The following is a 17,639-nucleotide window of genomic DNA, read 5'->3' as shown; positions in this document are numbered from 1 at the left end:
AAAACCAACCGCCCCAGAGTAGCTGGGGCGGTACCTAAACGCCTTACAGGCAGGCTTCGATCTCTTCTAGTGAAGGCAGATTGTCGATAGTGCGGGTCATATTGAACGGTGCCGTCACATCACGCCAAGGGGCATACTCCTGCATATAAGTAATCATTGAGTGGTACACTTTTGCGTGATCGGAGTCTTCACACGCGCCCCGCAAGATGACTTCGTTAGTCACGTCTTGAATGCGGGCCAAGTCTTCTTCGGAGAACTGATTGATTGTCACGCCCGCGTCAATAAACTTCTGCGTGGCTGCGGCTGATTCGTGCTCAGACCAAGAAAGCGACCAAGCCATCGTCGCTTTCGAAGCGATTTTTAGTGTTTCCTGGGTCTCTTCGGAAAGGGCATCCCAGGCATCTTTGTTGATCATAACGCCGAAGACGCTGGCCGACTGGTGCCAGCCGGGCGTTGCCCAATAGTCGGCCACTTCCGCAAAGCCCGCGTTGAAGTCTACGCCGGGCGTGGAGAACTCACCGGCATCGATAACGCCGCGCTCAATGGCTTGGTACACTTCGCCACCCGCCAGGGTGACCTGCGAACCGCCCAGTTCTTCAAGCACACGTCCCTGGTCGCGTCCCGAAAGACGCAGACGTTTGCCCTCTAGGTCGGCGATGCTTTCGATCGGTGTTCGGCCCATAAAGCCGGATTCATTGTTAGTAACACCGTAGGGCAGGTACACCATATTGTACTGGCCATAGATCTCCTGATAGAGCTCAAAACCGCCCCACTGCTGGATCCAGTTCATATAATCCACGGCATTAAACAGGCTGGTGGTGGTCGCCAGAGGTGAGAAAGCCGGGTTTAAACCTGCCCAGTAACCGGGCCAATCGCCAGAGGCTTGAATAGCACCTGTTTCGGTGGCATCGAACACTTCAGTGCCGGGCATTAGCGTGCCGCCGGCACGGAAGTTGATCTGCAGCTCTTCGCCCGCCAGTTTATTGACCAGCTCCACCCAGTGCTGGTCAATCTTGATCAGATCAAGGTTTTCCGGCCAGGTGGTGGTCATTGTCCACTGTTCTTGTGCTTGTGCGGTGGTTGTTAGAGTCGCTAAGGCAATACCAGCGGCGAGGCCAGTGAGGGCAAATTTGGTCATTTTTTTCATGATGTATTTCCTGGTTTGGCGTGTGGCGTTATTAGTGTTGGTTACCTGAAGTCAGGAAAGTGCAGCGCCACTGGGTTACGTTTACGTAAACAAGTATTTTGGCGCTTCAGAGCTAAATTAGCACATCAACCCCGCTGCGGTGCAATATCAGTAATGTAAGAGATTTCAGTCATGGGTTTGTATAGAAAAACTTTATAAAAATAATTAAAACAAATCGTTATGTGTATTTTTTAGCGTCAAGGAGAGTGGCTAAGTAGCTCGAAAACGTTGAAAGGAGTTAAATTGTTCAACCAAAGTTGTAAGCATAAGGCACGCGATAAGACGCTCACCAGCACACTGACACATTTAAAAGGGTAACGTGATGGGAAGCAGTCGCTCTGAAATGGAGAGTCATTTGCTAAATACCCCTGTGCTAGCGAATAAATCGCAAGAGCGGATGGTGGTGGCGCTGGTTCATCATGCCCAGCGCTTAGCCCGCCGCCATTGGCGCCAGCTAGTGTGGCTAAGCGGCGATGCCGAGCAGTGCCAGTCCATTGCGCAGGCTTTATGGCAAGTCCACGCCTGGAGTGCGCCGTTATGGGTGGGAGATGAGCACCTTTCGCCACGCAAGGCACGCACGCGCCTGGGTGCAGAGCATCAGTTGGTAGTGCTCGACACCCACGGCACCGGGTTTGATCCCGAAGCCTTGGGGGCATTGTCGGGAACGCTCACCGCCGGAGGTTTGCTGGTATTGCTTACCCCGCAGCCGTGGGGGAAGTCACCAGATCCGGACTACGTACGCTTTGCTGATCATCCTTGGCACTGGTCAGAGCTGAGCTGTCACTACCTGGCGCGCTTGGTGCGTCATCTGCAGGCCGCGCCTCAGATAGTGCGCTGGCGGGCTGACCAGGCGCTGTATCTGCCTCGATTGCCTGTGTGCAAAGCAGGCGAAACCGCAAGTGGCGATAGCGACTGCCTGACCTCAGATCAAGCTTACGCAGTGAAACAGCTGGTTGGTTTAAAGCGCCGCCGTCCGTTGGTCATAACCGCTGATCGTGGGCGTGGCAAAAGCGCCGCGCTGGGTATTGCCTGCGCTCGGCTGCTAACCCGCAAAGCCCAACGAGTAGTGCTCACCGCGCCGCGGCTGAGTGCGGTGGAGAGCGTGTTCGAGCGGGTAGCGGCACTTTGCCCGGACGGCCGTCGCACTGCCCCAGGCCAGTTTGTGCTGGCCCAGGGCAGCGAACTGATTTTTTTACCCCCGGATGTTCTCACCGAGCAGATTACCGCCCAGCAGCAGGGCGGTGATGGCAGTTATCTAATGGTCGATGAGGCGGCGGCGATTCCCGCGGCGCTGCTGGGCCAGTGGCTCGCCGCTTTTCCGCGTATTGCTTTTGCCACCACGGTGCATGGCTATGAGGGGTCGGGGAGAGGTTTCGCCTTGCGCTTTCGCGCTACCCTTGATCGCCTGACGCCCCAGTGGAAAGCGCTAACGCTTAACGCGCCCATTCGCTGGCGCAGCGGCGACCCGTTGGAAGCTCTGGTCAATCAACTGCTGTTGTTAAAAGCACCGCTGCCCAGCGCTCAGACGGATGGCGGAGCAGTGGCAGCCAAGGTGATTGATCGAGCTCGGCTCGCCCATCAAGACGCTATGTTGGAGAAGCTGTTTGGGCTGCTGGTACAGTCCCACTACCGCACTTCACCCAATGACCTGCGCCAACTACTTGACGGCCCAGGGACTCAGCTACGCATGATTGAGCAGGCAGGCGAGCCTCAAGCGGTATTGGTTACCCGTGAAGAGGGCGGCTTTGAGCCAGCCCTCGCCGACCTGGTCGCCCGCGGTGAACGACGCCCTCAGGGGCATTTGTTGGCGCAATCACTGGCGACCCACGTCGGTAGCCGCGAAGCACTGACCGCTCGCTGGCGGCGGGTAGTGCGTATAGCGACCCACCCCGAACGGCGTCGCCAAGGCTTGGGGCAAACGTTGCTAGACGAGGATATGGCCGCTGCCAAACAGCAAGGCGTGGCACTTTATGGTGCGACCTTTGGCGCTGAAGCGTCACTGCTGCGTTTTTGGCTGGCGCTGGGTTTTACGCCGGTACGTTTAGGGATGACCCGGGAGACGTCCACCGGTGAGTTTGCCGTTATGGTGGCCAAAGCGCTGACTTCGGAGGGCGAGGCGGTGCTTGGGGATCTCCGTGAGCGCTTTCAGATGGCGCTTCCAGCTCTGTTGGCCTTTGAGCTGAAAGCGCTGCCCGCTGAGGTGCTCGTAGTGCTGCTGGCTCAAATGCCGAGCATGCCACTGAGTGACCGAGAGTGTCAGGATATTGAGGACGTAGCGACCGCCCATCGCGACCCAGCTCTTGCCCGCCCAGCTCTGCAAGCCTTGGCCCGCGTAGCCAGCCACCGTGCTTTAACTGAGCCACAACAGCAGGCGCATCAACAGTTATCTGCCTGGGCGTTTCAAAATATCGCCTTAGCAAATGCTCACAATGACGCCATGAAAGCCCTACGCCTCGCTGTTAATAGTCTCATTGAGGTAAAGTAGCCCGGTTACCGATAACGAAGAGTCTTTATGAACGCACATCTTGACGCGCTTGAGCCTTCCTTGGTTTGGCGCCACTTTCGAACGCTTTGTAACACGCCGCGCCCCTCTGGGCATGAGGCGGCACTCGTCGCTACCCTCGAAAGCTGGGCCGATGCCCAAGGCCTCGCCCACGACCGGGATACCTTCGGTAATTTACGTCTGCGTAAACCGGCCTCTCCCGGCTGTGAACAGGCTCCGGGCGTGGTACTCCAGGGTCATCTGGACATGGTGGCCCAGGCCAACAGCGATCATGCGCACGACTTTACCCGTGACCCGATCGCTACCTATGTCGCCGACGGCTGGTTGCACGCCGAGGGCACCACCTTGGGCGCCGACAATGGGATGGGCGTGGCGGCGATTCTCGCCGTGCTGGAAGACCCTGATTTACGCCACGGGCCGCTGGAAGCGCTGTTCACTCTGGAGGAGGAGACCTCGATGGGCGGCGCGCTGAACCTGGCTGAGGACTGGCTCGAAGGCTCGCTGCTACTCAACCTGGATAGCGAAGATCGGGGGCAGGTTTATATTGGCTGCGCAGGTGGGGCTGATGTTGAAGTTGATGCCCAACTGCCCAGCGCTGCTGCTGGCGACCATGAGCAGGTGATCGAAATCACCTTGACCGGCCTGAAGGGCGGCCATTCCGGAGCGGATATCCATAAGCCGCTGGGTAACGCCAACCGGTTGTTGGTCAGAGTGCTGCGTTCGCTGGAGGCCTTTGATGCGCGCTTGATTAGCTACCATGGTGGCACCTTGCGCAATGCAATCCCCAGAGAAGCCTTTGCCCAGGTGGCGCTGCCCGCCGATGAAGTGGATGCGGCCATGGTGGCTATCGCCGGGCTGGAAACGATTCTGTTAAGAGAGTTAGGCAGTGGCGACAGCGGCCTTAAAGTTAGCGCCCAACGTCTGACTGAGATACCCGACGCGGAGCCGCTAACCTTGGACGCCAGCGTTATGTTGCTGGCCGCGCTTCACGCGGCCCCCTGTGGCGTCGAACGGATGAGTGCGGATGTGCCAGGCGTGGTGGAAACCTCCAATAACCTGGGCGTACTAAGTCTGGAGAATGGGCGGTTGCACCTTTGTGCACTGGTACGCTCACTCCACGACAGTGCAGTGATGGCCATGGCGGATCGCTTTCAAGCGCTGTTTGGATTGATCGGCGCACGGGTAAAAGTGGAAAACGGCTACCCCGGTTGGGCGCCGAATCCGAACGGCGAGCTTCTAGCGACCTTTAAAGCCCGCCATGCGGCGCTGCTGGGCCGTGAGCCGGAGGTGAAGGTGATACATGCGGGGCTCGAGTGTGGCATTCTTGGCAGCAAATACCCGCATTTGGAGATGATATCCTTTGGCCCGCTGATTCGCGGCGCTCACTCGCCGGATGAGCGGGTGGAGATAGCCTCTGTGGCGGAGTTTTGGTCAATGCTGCGGGCGCTGATTGAAGATCTTGCCGATCAGCGTTAATCCTCCCGCGCGAATACCAAAGCGGCACCTCGACGGTGCCGCTTTTACATCAAAACATGACGCTTACTTGCTTAAATAGGCGTTGAGCATCCAGATGGTTTTTTCCTGCTCGCGGATGTAGTCACCGGCTTGCGCCGCGGTGCCTTCATCGTCGGCGTCAGACGCTAGCGCCAGCAGTTCACGCTGTAGTTCAATGATCGTTTGGTAGCCTTTCAGCACGCCTTTGACGCAGGTGGTGCCGTCGTGAACGTCTTTATCTTCCTGAATACGTGACAGCGTTACGTAGTCGCTGTAGGCGTGTACCGGCTTGTGACCCAGGGTCAGAATACGCTCGGCAACCTCGTCCACTTTGGTCAGCAGGTCGGTATAGAACTCTTCAAACTTGGCGTGCAGCTCGAAAAAGTCGCTACCGCGAACATTCCAGTGGTAGCCGCGCACGTTCATATAGAAAATTTGGTAGTTGGCCAGCAGGTGGTTGAGCTTTTCGGCGAGTTGACTAGCGCTTCCTTCGTGTAGACCAATGCTATTGGTGTCAGTCATATCCTGCTTCCTCTTTATGCCGCAGTGTTTATGTCACAGTAGGCGGCGGTTGATGCGTGTTTCCAGAATAGGGTGTCATTGGGGCGATGCAAAACAAGTTTTTTGCATCGCTGCCATAGAGCTTTGACATTAGCGCTTTGACATTAGCGCTTTGACATTAGGCCGCTGTCGTTACCTTTTGCTAATTTAATAGATGCTGGCGGCAAGAGCTTTTTTCAAGGTCTACATAGATTTCAAGGTCTGTGCACCCACAGCCGAAGCAGGCTTTCACAGCGTGCTTCCAGTAGCTCAGCGGTGCGCGGTAGCGCATCGGCTAGCGTCATGGGGCCATCGGCTAACGCGAAAGCGGCGGTGACGCCTTCATCAAAACAGGCTTGCCAGCCGTCTCCTAGGCTGCCTGCCAGCACAATGACGGGTTTGCGAAGACGCTTGGCGGCACGGGAGACGCCAATGGGCGTTTTACCCGCCAGGCTCTGTCCATCCAAACGGCCTTCGCCGGTAATCACCAGGTCGGCGCGGGCCAAGAGCGACGCCATGTCGGCCTGCTGCATAATCATCTCAATGCCGGGCTTTAGCGTGGCATTTAAAAAAGCCTTGGCCGCAAACCCCATGCCACCCGCCGCCCCTGCGCCTGGTAGCGTTCGATAATCATCGCCTAATGCATGAGCGCTGATATCGGCGAAGTGACCAAGCGCACGATCCAACTGCTCGACTTCTTCAGGCGATGCCCCTTTTTGCGGACCAAATACCGCGCTGGCACCGCGCTCGCCCAGCAGTGGGTTGTCTACATCAACGGCGGCTTCCAGGGTAAGCTTGGCTAATCGCGGGTCTAGCCCGTTGAGCTCTAAGCTAGCCAATTGGTTTAGCGCCGCGCCGCCGGGGGGGAGCTGTTCGCCGTGTTGATCTAAAAAGCGCGCACCTAGTGCCTGCAGCATACCGGCACCGCCGTCATTGGTAGCGCTGCCGCCAAGCAGCAAAAGCGCTTTTTCAGCGCCTTGATCCAGGGCCGCTAACAGCAGCTCTCCCACCCCGACCGTGGAAGTGTGGAGGGCATTGCGCTCATCAATCTCAAGATGCTGTAAGCCACTGGCTTCTGCCAGCTCAATAAACGCGGTACGCTTGTCGCTCAGCCAGCCCCAGGCCGCTTGACGTGGACGACCCAGGGCGTCTTGAACGTTTAGCTGGCGCCGCTCGGCGCCGGTGGCGGCGATCAGTGCGTCTAAACTGCCTTCGCCGCCGTCAGCTAAAGGGCAGACCTGAACTTGCGCCTCAGGTTTAGCTCGCTGTACGCCCCGCGCCATGGCGGCCGCGGCGTCTTGGGCGCTTAGTGCATCTTTGAAGCTGTCGGGGCAAAGCAAAACATTCATTAGCACGATCTCCGCAAAACGGTGTCTTCAAGACGGTGTCTTCATTACCCTACAATGTCAGTTAAGTATGACCACCTTTGGCGAGCTTAGCGCGCTAGACTGCGCCAAACCAGCGACCTCGCCCATTAGAGGGACTAACATGAAGTCGATTCCTATTAGCTTCACCTGCTTGTTGGCGCTTGCTGGCTGTCAAGTGGTTCCTGATCGCTTGCCGCAAGCAGAACCAGCGCCTGCGGCCTCGTGCTATTTTCCCGCCACCCATGAACGGGCGCTAGAAGCCAGCGTTGAGGTGCTCACTGAATGGGGGTTTACTCTGAACTCTACCGATACCTCCCTGGGCTTGATCAGCGCCAGCCGTGAACGGCCACTGCACGGTTATTATGATCCTTACGATGATGCTTACAGCTTTGGTCATGGAATGCGCCTGTTTGGTGGTTTGGGCATAGGGCGCGGTGGTTCCGGTGTCGGTTTTGGCATCGGGGGGATTGGTTATGGCGGTGGCGTGGGCCAGCAGCCGGTGGAGGTGGAGCGTGTATCGCTATTGGTGGACGACACGCATATTCGTATATCCCGAGACATCCGCCGCTTCGATCACTGGGGGGATCTGCGTGAATCCTACAGTGCCAGCAACGACGATTTTTGTCAGCGCTTTCAAACCAGCTTTACGCAAACGGTACCTGCGACCGGGAGGCCGTTATGAAAATTCGCCACTGGTTGTTAATGGTGCTACTGGGAGGATTGGCTGGCTGCGCGACGACAACGCCTTTGGAACCCCGTGAATTGGTTTACGCTACCTCTTCAGAGGAAACCTTTCGCGAAGCCGTGGAATTGATGGTAGAGCAGGGCTATGTGGTACGCCATGCGGATCTGTCCTTGGGGCGCGCCGAGGCATCGCTTGCCCGTTGGCCTGAGTACCGCCTGCAGTTGCAGGTGAGTGAAGAGGGCAGTGGCAGCCGCGTGCGCGTGTCGGCGCTGAAGGGGAGTCAACCCTTGCCGCCCTATTTGCTCGATCCTTGGCTTGTCGCCTTGCAGCATAAGCTGGGGGTCGCACCATGAAGTGGGCAGGTAGCGCAGTCGCCGTTTGCTTGGGCATGAGTAGCCTTGTGGTTAGTCCCGATGCCCGTGCCCACCCTCACGGCTGGATCGACCTGAGTGTGCGGGTCATCACCGATGATCAGGGCATGGTGAGTGGCCTGCATCAAACCTGGCGGATGGATCCTTTCTACAGTCTGGTCGTTTTTGAAGAGCTACAGCAGGTGGAAAACGCCAGTCTAGAAGAGGGGCTTGATCAGCTTGGTAAAGAGATTCGCGATAATCTTGCCGGGCAGCACTATTTAACCGAAGTGAATATAAACGGGGAACGCCAGGCATTGGGCGAGGTAAGCGAATATACCGCCATGGAGCGGGATGGACGGCTAACCTTTATGTTTATCCTGCCGCTGGAAAGTCCCCAGGCGCTGAATGACGCTCTGCTTACGTACCAAGTGTTTGACTCCACCTACTACATCGAAGTGGTGCACGAGGAGGAGGGTGGTCAGCCACGGGATGATGCGCTGATTCTTCACGGTGAACCTAGTTGCGAGTTGTCTATTCTCCCCGCTGACCCCGACCCTGAGCTGGTGATGCAAGCGGCGCTGCTCGATAAAGATGAGAGTGGTGAGCCCGGCTTGGGGCGCTATTTTGCCGAAACCGGCCAAGTTGATTGTCGCTAGGCGCTGTTCGAAAACAGGCGGTGCCGTGTTATGTTATTTCCATGTTACCTTATAACAACTTCTCGATGGAGCGGTTAGATGTCCTTAACACGACCCTTTACACGTCAGTTAGGGTTAATGCTGGGCCTGCTGCTAGTCGCGGCGGTGCTCATCATGGTTTGGCAAGGTGGGTTTCAGAGCGTGAGCTATCAGTTACTTGGTTGGCAGCGTGATCTGCACCGTTCGCTAACGCTGGCGATTACCGAACTGTCGCGCACCCCCACCATGGCGACATGGGTAAGCCTACTGAGTATCAGCTTCGCCTATGGCGTGTTTCATGCTGCTGGGCCTGGGCATGGTAAAGCCGTCTTGGCGACTTACCTAGCCACCCACGGAGGTGCGGTAAAGCGTGCCTTGGGACTCTCTTTCGCCGCCTCATTACTGCAGGGCGTGACCGCCATTGCACTGGTCGTTGTGCTGGTTTATGGCCTAGGCTGGGTAACCCGGCAGGCCATGGGCAGCGTTGTCTGGGTGGAGCAGGCTAGTTTTTTGCTGGTGGCAGCGTTAGGGGCGTGGCTATGCTGGCGGGCCGTCAAGCAATTGCGGAGAGCCTACCAGCCCGAGCGAGCGGCTCATTCGCACAGCCCAGACCATGAACATAGTCAAGACCATGAACATAATCAAGACCATGAACATAGCCATGGTCATGACCACAGCCACTGTTGCGGTGGTGCTCACCATATTGAACCGCATCAGGCGTTAGATTGGCGTACGGCGATGATGACGGTCGGCGCCATTGGTATGCGCCCCTGTAGTGGAGCGGTATTAATGCTGGGGGCGGCCAGCTTGCTGGATCAATTTGAGGTGGGCGTGGCGTCGGTAGTGGCCATGTCGGTCGGCACGGGGATCACGGTGTCAGCGCTCGCCCTGGCGAGCATTTTTGCCCGTGGCTGGGCGCAGCGGCGCTTATCTAGGCAGCAGTACAGCCAGCGCGGTGTACAAAAAACTACCGGCTGGGTGGCTCTGACCGGCGGTGCGCTGATAGTAGTGCTGGGGATTTCGCTTAGCGTTGCGGGTGTCGCACAGCCTGCCAGTGGGCCGCTTCCCAATGAGCCGCCTGCTCGGCAAGGCCACCCATTAACGGGGTAGAAGTATTCTACACATCAAGCCCATCAATAAGTGCCAGCAGCTGATCCCTTAACTGCGCCTGACCATCCAGATCGTAAGGTTCGGGACTGCCATTGCCCCATACCGGTGCTGGCCACGTCGCATCGCTGTGACGTCTAAGCACAACGTGTACATGCAGTTGACTAACCACGTTGCCTAACGAGGCAATGTTGACTTTGTCACCCTTAAGCGCTGTTTTCATTGCCTCGCCTAGCAGAGTGGCTTCACGCCACAGCTGCTGCTGGTCGTCGCCAGAAAGCTCAAATACTTCGCTGATAGTGGCCTGGCGCGGTACTAAAATCACCCAGGGATAGCGCGCGTCATTCATCAATAGCACGCGGCTTAACGGCAGATCTGCGATGGGCAAGGTGTCAGCAGCAAGGCGTTCATCTAGCTCGAATTTGATCAAATCATAGGCTCCAGGCAGCGGTTTAGATAATTGTTAGCATAGCAGCCGCGAAGTGAAGTAGGGAAAGCGAGCGCGATTGCCAAAACGCTGTTACCCTGAAAAAACTCCCAAGTGGCAAATTAAGTTGCCAGTGGAGTTTCCCGATGTTGAACGACTCGTTAAGGAGAACGGAAATGAAAAAATTATTGGCCATGAGCTTTATGCTGCTGATGACAGCGGGTGTTCTAACTGGTTGCAATACCATCGCTGGCGCTGGCCAGGATGTGCAAGAAGGCGGTAAAGCTGTCCAGGATGCTGCGAGTTAACTTTTCATTAGAAAGATAGTGGTATCCCACGGGCCAGGCTAACGCCTGGCCCGTGGGGTTTTATAGCCTATACCCATAACCTACTTTTTGGAGATTCAAGGATGAAATCCTGTATTACGCTGGTTAAATTTGCCGCTGTTAGCGCTTGCGCGCTGCTGCTAACGGCTTGCGTTAGTTCCCAAATGCCGATTTCTCCTGCCAACGACGACGTAGACGCAGCGCCACCGCCGCCTACGGTAACGCCGAACGGTTCCAGTGATGAGCAGGCTGCCAAGTGTGATCTGGACGCTATTCAATCCGCTATTGGGGAGCCCTTCGAAGAGGCTAACGTTTCGCAGTTACAAAGTGATAGCGGCGCTCGACAGGTGCGCGTGCTGCGCCCTGGTGATATGGCTACCATGGATCACCGCCCGGATCGCTTGAATATTCATCTTGATGATCAAGATGTTATAGAAGCGCTGCGCTGCGGCTAACGTATTTCATCCTAAAATCAGCACGACGCAGGCGGCGGTCAGCATGCCCATGGTGATATTGAACGCCCGCCACGCGACATCGGTTTTGATCCACTGCCCGATCGCACTACCAAAGGCGGCCCATAGCGCAATACAGGGCAGCGCCACCATCTCCGCAAAGCCTGCAAGTAGCAATGCATTAAATACCGGTTGGCCACTTTCAGGTAGAAACCCCGCCATCAGCGCTAGTCCCATTACCCACGCTTTAGGATTGGCGAACTGAAACACCGCTGCCTGCCAAAACGTAAAGGGTACGCTATGAGCCTGTGCCTTAAGATTAGGCGGTGGGGCGCTGGCAATTTTCCAAGCCAAATAGAGCAAATACGCGCTGCCTATCCAGCGCAGTGCCGTTTGAATCGCCGGGTAGCTTTCAAACAGCACGCCCAAGCCCAACGCTATGCCCGCAAACAGCAAAAAGCAGCCACCTAAAATCCCCCACATATGCGGCAGCGTGCGCCTAAAGCCGAAGTTGGCGCCAGAGGCGGTCAACATAACGTTGTTTGGCCCTGGGGTAAGCGTCATCGACATCATATAGAGCGCGGCAGGACCGAGAATTAACCATTCGCTGTTCATCTGATTGTATCCATACAATATGGGGTGGGGGATTGTTTTAGTGTGGCTTTTACCAGCATAATGGGGATTAAATTGACGTCAAAGGTTTTATTGTCACCATGACAATTTGGGTGCCTTCGCTTAAGGAGTTTTCTGGTTCACGCTACCGGGCTATTGCCAGCGCCATTGAAGCCGCTATTCAGGCGGGAACACTGCTGCCTGGGCAGCGATTGCCGCCCCAGCGCCGCTTGGCGGACGCGCTAGGTGTGACTATCGGCACGGTAACCAGGGGGTACGCTGAGGCTGAACGCAATGGCTGGGTATCGGCAAGGGTGGGTAGCGGCACCTATGTGAAGAGCCAAACCCAAAACAATGCTTTTAGCCTGACGTTTCCCGCTGACGAAACGGCCGGTGTGATCGATTTAAGTCTTAGCCTGCCACCGCCTCATCCGTTACGGCAGACGCTGTTGAGCGAAGCGCTGCTCGCTTTAAGTCAATCAGGGGCAGCATTAGAGCGCGGTGTTACCTACCAACAGGCACAGGGGCGTCATGAGCATCGTGAAGTACTCGCTAGCTGGTTAAATACTTTGAGTATGCCGCTGATGGCCGATGAACTGCTCATTACCCAGGGTGGGCAGCATGGCCTTAGTTTGGCGCTCAGCACCTTGCTAAGGCCGGGCGAGCTGCTGGCCGCCGATGCCTTGACCTATCCCGGTGCCATCAGCGCAGCGCAGCAGGGGCATCTAAAGTTGGTAGGCATTGGTCAAGACAGTGAAGGGATGCGCATGGATCTGCTTGAGGCGCAGTGTGCCCGGCAGCCACCTAGAGCGATATATCTAACGCCGGAACAGAATAACCCCACCGGCGCGTGTTTAAGCGAATCGCGCCGCGAACGACTGGTAACGCTGGCACGGCGCTACGATATCTGGCTGATTGAAGACGGCGTGCAGTATCTTCCCGCTGAGCAGCGCGGTACCCCCCTTTACCTGCTTGCGCCAGAGCGCGCGCTGTTTGTATTTAGCACCGCTAAAGTGCTGGCGGGTGGTCTGCGAATTGGCGTACTGCGTGCGCCTAAAGGTTTGCACGAGCGGTTAGCGGCAAGCCTTCGCGCCCAGAGTTGGATGGTGCCACCGCTAATGGTCGATGTGGTTTGCCATTGGATTAATCAGGCCGCGGCGGAAAAACTACTTAACTGGCAAACCCAAGAGCTCGCGGAGCGTCAGCAGTTGGCCGCCGAATGGCTAAAAGATTTTTCCTTGAGCGGGCGCTCACACAGCAGCAATGTATGGCTTGCGCTGCCAGAGGGGAGCCGGGCCGTAGAGCTGTGCGAGCGGCTACTGCAGCGGGGTGTTAAGGTCAGCAGCGCAGAGCCCTTTTGTGTGGGGAGCACGCCAGCGCCGCAAGCGATTCGGCTATGTATTGGGGCCGCGGCGGATCGCCGTGAACTGATTAAGGCATTGAATATCATCGCCGCCTGTTTAACCGAGCGCCCATTAGCCCCTGTCACGTTGTGAATTACTCGTAGCGGTCTTTCCAGCCCTGGTGGCGCACCTGATCTTTGAGCATTTCGAGCACGTCGTACAGCACCTGTTCGGTGACCCGGTTGCTGCCTTCGTCAACCGTCAGCCAGGTGTCAAAGCCGCTGTCGGCAGTGCGCTCCACTAACTGCCTAAACTCATCCGAATGAATGCCTAGCAGCAGCTCATCGACGAGCCGCTGGGCAACACCGCTGAGCGATGCTTCCATCGCGCTGGTGGCCTGCACCCCCATGGGTAAACGATTCAGGCGCTGAATCTCGGGGCTTTCACGTAGCGTACGGCTAACTAAATCGCTGATTGCCGTCATAATGGATTGGCGGTTGTGCTGGTAGGCTTTGCCGATAGTGCTCTCTAACCGCTGAGCGATCTCATGAATCAGTTGGGCCTTACGCGGCATGATCACACGTTCGATCACGCGCTCGGTCAGCGAATCGCTGGCGCGTATCTGCTGCTGTACGTTGCCCAACAGGCGTAGGGCGATACGGTCGGAAAGCTCCTCAAGCAGAATGTCGTAATACTTGGCCACAAATTGATAGATGTACCAGTGGGTAACATCAATAAGGCCGAGGCGATGCAGTCGGTTGATCAACGAGATGACACGTAGAATACGCAGCAAGCGGAAGCCTACTAGGGGAATACAACCCAGCACGTCGTACCAGTGTACGAAGGGATAAAAGAACCAGCGGTGGTAGCGCCGCTCGGCAATGGCGATTGACCAGCCCAGCAGTACATCGGCGATAAAAAAGCTGACAAATACCAAATCGATGGTGATGAAGCGGCTATGAATCACGTCATCGTAGAAAGTGTGAAAACCGGGAGCGAGGTTGGCGATGCCCTGGTTAATAGGGCCGAGTAGAAACAGCGAATCAAACAGCAGTAGCGAGAGATTAATCACCACCAGCGTCAAAATGAAAAAATCCCAACCAATATGGGCGTATTCAACCGCTTTAGGCAGGTGCGGATAGCGATCCCTGGCGGGCATACGAACTCCTTATCGTTGGGTCTTTAGTGGGCCTGGGACTGATGATGCTGCTGGGTCAGCAGTTCCTCTCTTTCCGCCTGTTTGCGTAGCTTCTTGCGTAGCGCAGCCTTTTCAAAACGCAGTTTCTGGAGCGACGTGGCTAAATTGAGCGGCGGTACGCTGGCAGGTTTACCATCAGCGTCCACCGCGACCATGGTGAGGTAGCAACTGTTGGTATGCCGGATCAGCTTATTACGAATATCTTCGGCCACGACCTTGATGCCCACTTCCATCGACGAGCGACCAACATGATTGACGCTGGCTAGAAAGGTGACCAGCTCGCCGACATGAATCGGCTGCTTAAACAGCACCTGATCTACCGACAGCGTCACCACATAGTGGCCCGAATAGCGGCTGGCGCAAGCAAAAGCGACTTCATCGAGCTTTTTAAGAATCGCGCCACCATGGACTTTGCCGCTGAAGTTCGCCATATCGGGCGTCATCAATACGGTCATGGAGAGCTCATGCTGCCCAGGCAGGGCAGCGTTAGCGCTGATTTCGGCGTCTGTCATACGTTGCTCCTGCTGTTACTTAAGCCCAATAACGGCTGCCCGCTACCCATAGGCTGGGCAAACTGAGCGGCGGGCAGTCATTGGCGGTTTTTTAAAACCATACCAGACCGACGGAAATAATAATGCCGGTGATAAAAAGCTGAATCAGGCAGAAGCCCATAATATCTTTTGCTTTTAGGCCTGCAATGGCGAGCACCGGGAGCGCCCAGAAGGGCTGTAGCAGGTTAGTCCAGGCATCGCCCCAAGCCACCGCCATAGCAACCCGCGGAATATCAGCTCCTAAGGCCTGAGCAGCCGGTAGCATCACCGGTGCCTGAACTGCCCACTGGCCGCCGCCGGAAGGGACGAATAGATTGACAATACCCGCACTGATAAACGACCAGAATGGCAGCGTATTGGCGGTTGCAAAGGAAACCAGCCACTCGGACATGCTCTCGGCTAGCCCGGACTGCACCATGATAGCCATGATGCCAGCGTAAAACGGGAACTGGATGACAATCCCCGCGCCGCCTTTAATCGCTTCGTGCAGGCTGTTGAGCAGATTACGCGGCGTGCGGTGCAGCACAATGGCTAGGAACAGAAACATAAAGTTAACGACGTTAAGGTTTAAGCCGCCACCCCGTAGCAGGAAGTGATCAAGCAAGAACAGTAGCCCCGGCACGCCGACCAGCAGAGCGAGTGTAAAGCTATTCTCCAGGCGCTCCGCAGGGCGTGTAATGCGGCCAACCGGCTCGGGTTCATCATTCAGTACGCTGGGGTCGACGTAGACGCTATCTTTCTCGTCCGGCAGCATCATGCGGTTTACCAGCGGGATGGCGATAAACAGGCAGACCACAATAGCGAGGTTGAAGAAGGCGAAAATCGTAGAGCCGGTGCCAATCACCCCAATTTGGTCGGCGGAAAAATGCCCCTCGGTCGCGATGGTTAGCGGGATCGAGCCTGCCAAACCGCCGTGCCACACCACAAAGCCGGAGTAGGCACTGGCGACGAGCAGCCGGTAGTCAACGCGGATCAGTCGAGCCAGCTCTTTGGCAAATAGCGCGCCGACCACAAGCCCAAACCCCCAGTTAATCCAGCTGGCTACCAATGAGACCAGCGTCACTAGAATGATCGCTCCGCCGGGTGACTTAGCGGTGCTGGCTATTTTCTGCAAAATGCGTTTTACCGGCGGTGAGCTTGCCAGCATAAAGCCGGTAACCAGCACCAGCAGCATCTGCATAGAGAACGTCAGCAACCCCCAGAAGCCATCGCCCCAGAAGCGCAATACTGCCAGCGGGGTTTGGCGCTCAATGGCGATCGCGGCGACCGCGGCAATTAACGTCAGCAATAGGACGAAAATATACGGGTCGGGGAGATAGCGCTCCACCAGCTTTACCGCCGGTTTTGAGATCATTTTAAGCATGGGATGCTCTCTTTATTCATTATTAGGAAGTGGCTAAGCAAGGTCTTGGAAATGTAACGGCATAGCTAATATACGGGTGAGTACGGAAATTTTCACGTTGAAGCTGTCCGCTTAATCTTACGTTAGCGTAGTTGAGGTTAAATGCGCCTGTTTTAACGCTAATGGTTTAACCGGTAGGGGCGGTGGTAGTGAAAATAGTAGTAGACGATCAGCACCGCCGAGCGCACCAGCGTGAACAGCATAAACGCCAGCCAGAGCCCATGATTGCCCAGTCCCTGGGTTAGCCACCAAACGGGCAGATAGGCGGCTAGGCCAATAAAGATACTGTTACGCATTTCACGCACCGCAGTGGTGCCAATAAACACCCCATCAAGCAGGTAGCTCCATACCGCAATCAGCGGCATGACGACCATCCAGGGCAAGTACTGCGCCGCGGTGGCACGCACCTCTTCAAGGCCCGTGAGCAGTGCAATGAGCGCATTGCCGCCCAGCGCGAACAGCAGGGCAGCCGCGCCAGCCGTCCAGAATGAAAAGCGCGCGGCGGCGCGCACGGTCGCGGCAAACTCATGCCAATCCCCTCGGCCAAAGGCGCGCCCAATCAGTGATTCGGCAGCGTGGGCAAAGCCATCCAGGGCGTAACTGGTGAGCATGATAAATTGCAATAGTACGGCGTTGGCAGCAAGTACCGTATCGCCCTGGCGCGCGCCCTGGGCGGTAAAGAACGCCATGGCAAACAGCAGGCCGAGGGTGCGCACAAACAGGTTGGCGTTAACGTTAAACAGGGCTGTGTAAGCTGCGAGCGCGAGCAGGCGCTCGCGCAAAAAATGGCCCTCCAGCCGGGTTAGCTGGCGTAGCACCAGGTAGCTACCAAACGCTAGGGCACTGTAGTCGGCGATTACGCTCGCCCAGGCCACGCCGTTACTGGTCATTCCCAGGCCTACTACAAACCATAAATCCAGCACGATATTAACGCTGTTGGTTAGCAGCAAAATCATCAGCGTAACGCGGGAGTTCTGTTGGCCCAAAAACCAGCCCAGAATGGCGTAGTTGGCGAGTACTGCTGGCGCTGACCAGAGGCGGATATGGGCGTACTCGCGGGCTAGATCGGTCGCTACTTCACTACCATCTAACAGCCATAAACCCAGTGTAATCAGCGGCGAGGCAAACACAATCAGCAGGCTACCAATCACCAGCGCCATGATCAGCGATTGCCCCAGCAGGTTGCGCACATCTGTGTCGCTCTCGCGCCCCATGGCTTGGGCGACTAGCCCCGTAGTGCCCATGCGCAAAAAGCCAAAGCCCCAGTAGAGAAAGCTAAACAGCGTGGCACCGAGAGTAACGCCGGCTAAGTAACGGGAGTCGGGTAAATGACCGACCACAGCGGTATCCACCAACCCGAGCAGCGGGACGGTGATATTGGAGAGAATGATTGGCCAGGCAAGGGCCCAAATCCGCATT

Annotated in this window: 18 protein-coding genes; 9 read left to right on the top strand and 9 right to left on the bottom strand. The window is 56.5% G+C overall.

Going from position 1 to position 17,639, the window contains the following annotated elements:
- Window positions 1-43: 43 nt before the first annotated feature.
- The gene (dctP, locus tag KF947_RS06790) at window positions 44-1,147 is read right to left on the bottom strand and encodes a TRAP transporter substrate-binding protein DctP (RefSeq protein ID WP_223288119.1); all 1,104 of its coding nucleotides are present in this window, start codon (window positions 1,145-1,147) and stop codon (window positions 44-46) included.
- A 382-nt stretch (window positions 1,148-1,529) separates the two neighbouring features.
- Here dctP and KF947_RS06785 point away from each other — a divergent pair, with 382 nt between their 5' ends.
- Together KF947_RS06785 and KF947_RS06780 are read left to right on the top strand one after the other, a co-directional pair.
- The gene (locus KF947_RS06785) at window positions 1,530-3,671 is read left to right on the top strand and encodes a tRNA(Met) cytidine acetyltransferase TmcA (protein WP_133732158.1); all 2,142 of its coding nucleotides are present in this window, start codon (window positions 1,530-1,532) and stop codon (window positions 3,669-3,671) included.
- Between the two features lie 27 nt (window positions 3,672-3,698).
- Window positions 3,699-5,165, top strand: coding sequence for an aminoacyl-histidine dipeptidase (locus KF947_RS06780; protein WP_227405784.1), 1,467 nt, complete (start codon window positions 3,699-3,701; stop codon window positions 5,163-5,165).
- 63 nt (window positions 5,166-5,228) lie between these two features.
- Here KF947_RS06780 and KF947_RS06775 read toward each other — a convergent pair whose 3' ends face one another.
- A complete protein-coding gene (locus KF947_RS06775) occupies window positions 5,229-5,705 on the bottom strand; it encodes a Dps family protein (RefSeq protein ID WP_027958621.1) in 477 nt (158 codons plus the stop codon).
- A 233-nt stretch (window positions 5,706-5,938) separates the two neighbouring features.
- A complete protein-coding gene (locus KF947_RS06770; protein WP_227405783.1) occupies window positions 5,939-7,072 on the bottom strand; it encodes a glycerate kinase in 1,134 nt (377 codons plus the stop codon).
- A 139-nt stretch (window positions 7,073-7,211) separates the two neighbouring features.
- Here KF947_RS06770 and KF947_RS06765 point away from each other — a divergent pair, with 139 nt between their 5' ends.
- The 4 genes from KF947_RS06765 (at window position 7,212) to KF947_RS06750 (ending at window position 9,912) form a co-directional block, all read left to right on the top strand.
- Window positions 7,212-7,772 carry a hypothetical protein gene (locus tag KF947_RS06765; RefSeq protein WP_166650395.1) on the top strand — a complete coding sequence of 187 codons (561 nt, stop codon included), beginning with the start codon at window positions 7,212-7,214 and terminating at the stop codon, window positions 7,770-7,772.
- Window positions 7,769-8,128: a hypothetical protein gene (locus tag KF947_RS06760; protein WP_223288116.1), complete on the top strand. Its 360-nt coding sequence runs from the start codon at window positions 7,769-7,771 to the stop codon at window positions 8,126-8,128. The genes KF947_RS06765 and KF947_RS06760 overlap by 4 nt, the downstream gene beginning before the upstream one ends.
- On the top strand, window positions 8,125-8,784 hold the full coding sequence (locus KF947_RS06755) for a DUF1007 family protein (RefSeq protein ID WP_223288115.1): 660 nt from the start codon (window positions 8,125-8,127) through the stop codon (window positions 8,782-8,784). Before KF947_RS06760 ends, KF947_RS06755 begins: the two co-directional genes overlap by 4 nt.
- Before the next feature lie 78 nt (window positions 8,785-8,862).
- Window positions 8,863-9,912, top strand: a complete 1,050-nt coding sequence (locus KF947_RS06750; RefSeq protein ID WP_227405782.1) for a nickel/cobalt transporter — start codon at window positions 8,863-8,865, stop codon at window positions 9,910-9,912.
- Between the two features lie 7 nt (window positions 9,913-9,919).
- Here KF947_RS06750 and KF947_RS06745 read toward each other — a convergent pair whose 3' ends face one another.
- Window positions 9,920-10,339, bottom strand: a complete 420-nt coding sequence (locus KF947_RS06745) for an HIT domain-containing protein (protein WP_227405781.1) — start codon at window positions 10,337-10,339, stop codon at window positions 9,920-9,922.
- A 173-nt stretch (window positions 10,340-10,512) separates the two neighbouring features.
- On the opposite strand from KF947_RS06745, the gene KF947_RS06740 reads away from it, so the two are divergent.
- Together KF947_RS06740 and KF947_RS06735 are read left to right on the top strand one after the other, a co-directional pair.
- A complete protein-coding gene (locus tag KF947_RS06740) occupies window positions 10,513-10,644 on the top strand; it encodes an entericidin A/B family lipoprotein (protein ID WP_007113892.1) in 132 nt (43 codons plus the stop codon).
- Window positions 10,645-10,745: 101 nt separating this feature from the next.
- Complete coding sequence (locus KF947_RS06735) at window positions 10,746-11,117, top strand: I78 family peptidase inhibitor (RefSeq protein ID WP_227405780.1); 372 nt, start codon at window positions 10,746-10,748, stop codon at window positions 11,115-11,117.
- A gap of 6 nt (window positions 11,118-11,123) precedes the next feature.
- Here KF947_RS06735 and KF947_RS06730 read toward each other — a convergent pair whose 3' ends face one another.
- Window positions 11,124-11,729, bottom strand: a complete 606-nt coding sequence (locus KF947_RS06730) for a LysE family translocator (RefSeq protein ID WP_227405779.1) — start codon at window positions 11,727-11,729, stop codon at window positions 11,124-11,126.
- A gap of 98 nt (window positions 11,730-11,827) precedes the next feature.
- Here KF947_RS06730 and KF947_RS06725 point away from each other — a divergent pair, with 98 nt between their 5' ends.
- Window positions 11,828-13,222 (top strand): PLP-dependent aminotransferase family protein, encoded by a 1,395-nt coding sequence (locus KF947_RS06725; RefSeq protein ID WP_227405778.1) that lies wholly within the window; start codon window positions 11,828-11,830, stop codon window positions 13,220-13,222.
- A gap of 1 nt (window position 13,223) precedes the next feature.
- Here KF947_RS06725 and KF947_RS06720 read toward each other — a convergent pair whose 3' ends face one another.
- The 4 genes from KF947_RS06720 to KF947_RS06705 form a co-directional block, all read right to left on the bottom strand.
- Window positions 13,224-14,228, bottom strand: coding sequence for an ion transporter (locus KF947_RS06720; protein ID WP_227405777.1), 1,005 nt, complete (start codon window positions 14,226-14,228; stop codon window positions 13,224-13,226).
- Between the two features lie 23 nt (window positions 14,229-14,251).
- On the bottom strand, window positions 14,252-14,779 hold the full coding sequence (locus tag KF947_RS06715; protein WP_133732081.1) for an acyl-CoA thioesterase: 528 nt from the start codon (window positions 14,777-14,779) through the stop codon (window positions 14,252-14,254).
- A gap of 91 nt (window positions 14,780-14,870) precedes the next feature.
- The gene (locus KF947_RS06710) at window positions 14,871-16,181 is read right to left on the bottom strand and encodes a short-chain fatty acid transporter (protein ID WP_133732082.1); all 1,311 of its coding nucleotides are present in this window, start codon (window positions 16,179-16,181) and stop codon (window positions 14,871-14,873) included.
- A gap of 158 nt (window positions 16,182-16,339) precedes the next feature.
- Complete coding sequence (locus tag KF947_RS06705) at window positions 16,340-17,638, bottom strand: MATE family efflux transporter (protein WP_133732083.1); 1,299 nt, start codon at window positions 17,636-17,638, stop codon at window positions 16,340-16,342.
- Between the last annotated feature and the right edge of the window lies 1 nt (window position 17,639).

The organism is Halomonas sp. FeN2 (genome assembly GCF_020595105.1).
Taxonomy (GTDB): Bacteria; Pseudomonadota; Gammaproteobacteria; order Pseudomonadales; family Halomonadaceae; genus Vreelandella; species Vreelandella neptunia.
This window is presented reverse-complemented; position numbering and strand designations above follow the sequence as displayed.

Excerpts from the sequence above, each read along its gene's own strand:
- KF947_RS06760 (WP_223288116.1), top strand. The coding sequence starts at position 7,769 with ATGAAAATTCGCCACTGGTTGTTAATGGTGCTACTGGGAGGATTGGCT.
- KF947_RS06750 (WP_227405782.1), top strand. The coding sequence starts at position 8,863 with ATGTCCTTAACACGACCCTTTACACGTCAGTTAGGGTTAATGCTGGGC.
- KF947_RS06705 (WP_133732083.1), bottom strand. The coding sequence starts at position 17,638 with ATGCGGATTTGGGCCCTTGCCTGGCCAATCATTCTCTCCAATATCACC.
- KF947_RS06740 (WP_007113892.1), top strand. The coding sequence starts at position 10,513 with ATGAAAAAATTATTGGCCATGAGCTTTATGCTGCTGATGACAGCGGGT.
- KF947_RS06730 (WP_227405779.1), bottom strand. The coding sequence starts at position 11,729 with ATGAACAGCGAATGGTTAATTCTCGGTCCTGCCGCGCTCTATATGATG.
- KF947_RS06770 (WP_227405783.1), bottom strand. The coding sequence starts at position 7,072 with ATGAATGTTTTGCTTTGCCCCGACAGCTTCAAAGATGCACTAAGCGCC.
- KF947_RS06715 (WP_133732081.1), bottom strand. The coding sequence starts at position 14,779 with ATGACAGACGCCGAAATCAGCGCTAACGCTGCCCTGCCTGGGCAGCAT.
- dctP (WP_223288119.1), bottom strand. The coding sequence starts at position 1,147 with ATGAAAAAAATGACCAAATTTGCCCTCACTGGCCTCGCCGCTGGTATT.
- KF947_RS06765 (WP_166650395.1), top strand. The coding sequence starts at position 7,212 with ATGAAGTCGATTCCTATTAGCTTCACCTGCTTGTTGGCGCTTGCTGGC.
- KF947_RS06725 (WP_227405778.1), top strand. The coding sequence starts at position 11,828 with ATGACAATTTGGGTGCCTTCGCTTAAGGAGTTTTCTGGTTCACGCTAC.
- KF947_RS06735 (WP_227405780.1), top strand. The coding sequence starts at position 10,746 with ATGAAATCCTGTATTACGCTGGTTAAATTTGCCGCTGTTAGCGCTTGC.
- KF947_RS06755 (WP_223288115.1), top strand. The coding sequence starts at position 8,125 with ATGAAGTGGGCAGGTAGCGCAGTCGCCGTTTGCTTGGGCATGAGTAGC.
- KF947_RS06710 (WP_133732082.1), bottom strand. The coding sequence starts at position 16,181 with ATGCTTAAAATGATCTCAAAACCGGCGGTAAAGCTGGTGGAGCGCTAT.
- KF947_RS06775 (WP_027958621.1), bottom strand. The coding sequence starts at position 5,705 with ATGACTGACACCAATAGCATTGGTCTACACGAAGGAAGCGCTAGTCAA.
- KF947_RS06720 (WP_227405777.1), bottom strand. The coding sequence starts at position 14,228 with ATGCCCGCCAGGGATCGCTATCCGCACCTGCCTAAAGCGGTTGAATAC.
- KF947_RS06785 (WP_133732158.1), top strand. The coding sequence starts at position 1,530 with ATGGAGAGTCATTTGCTAAATACCCCTGTGCTAGCGAATAAATCGCAA.
- KF947_RS06780 (WP_227405784.1), top strand. The coding sequence starts at position 3,699 with ATGAACGCACATCTTGACGCGCTTGAGCCTTCCTTGGTTTGGCGCCAC.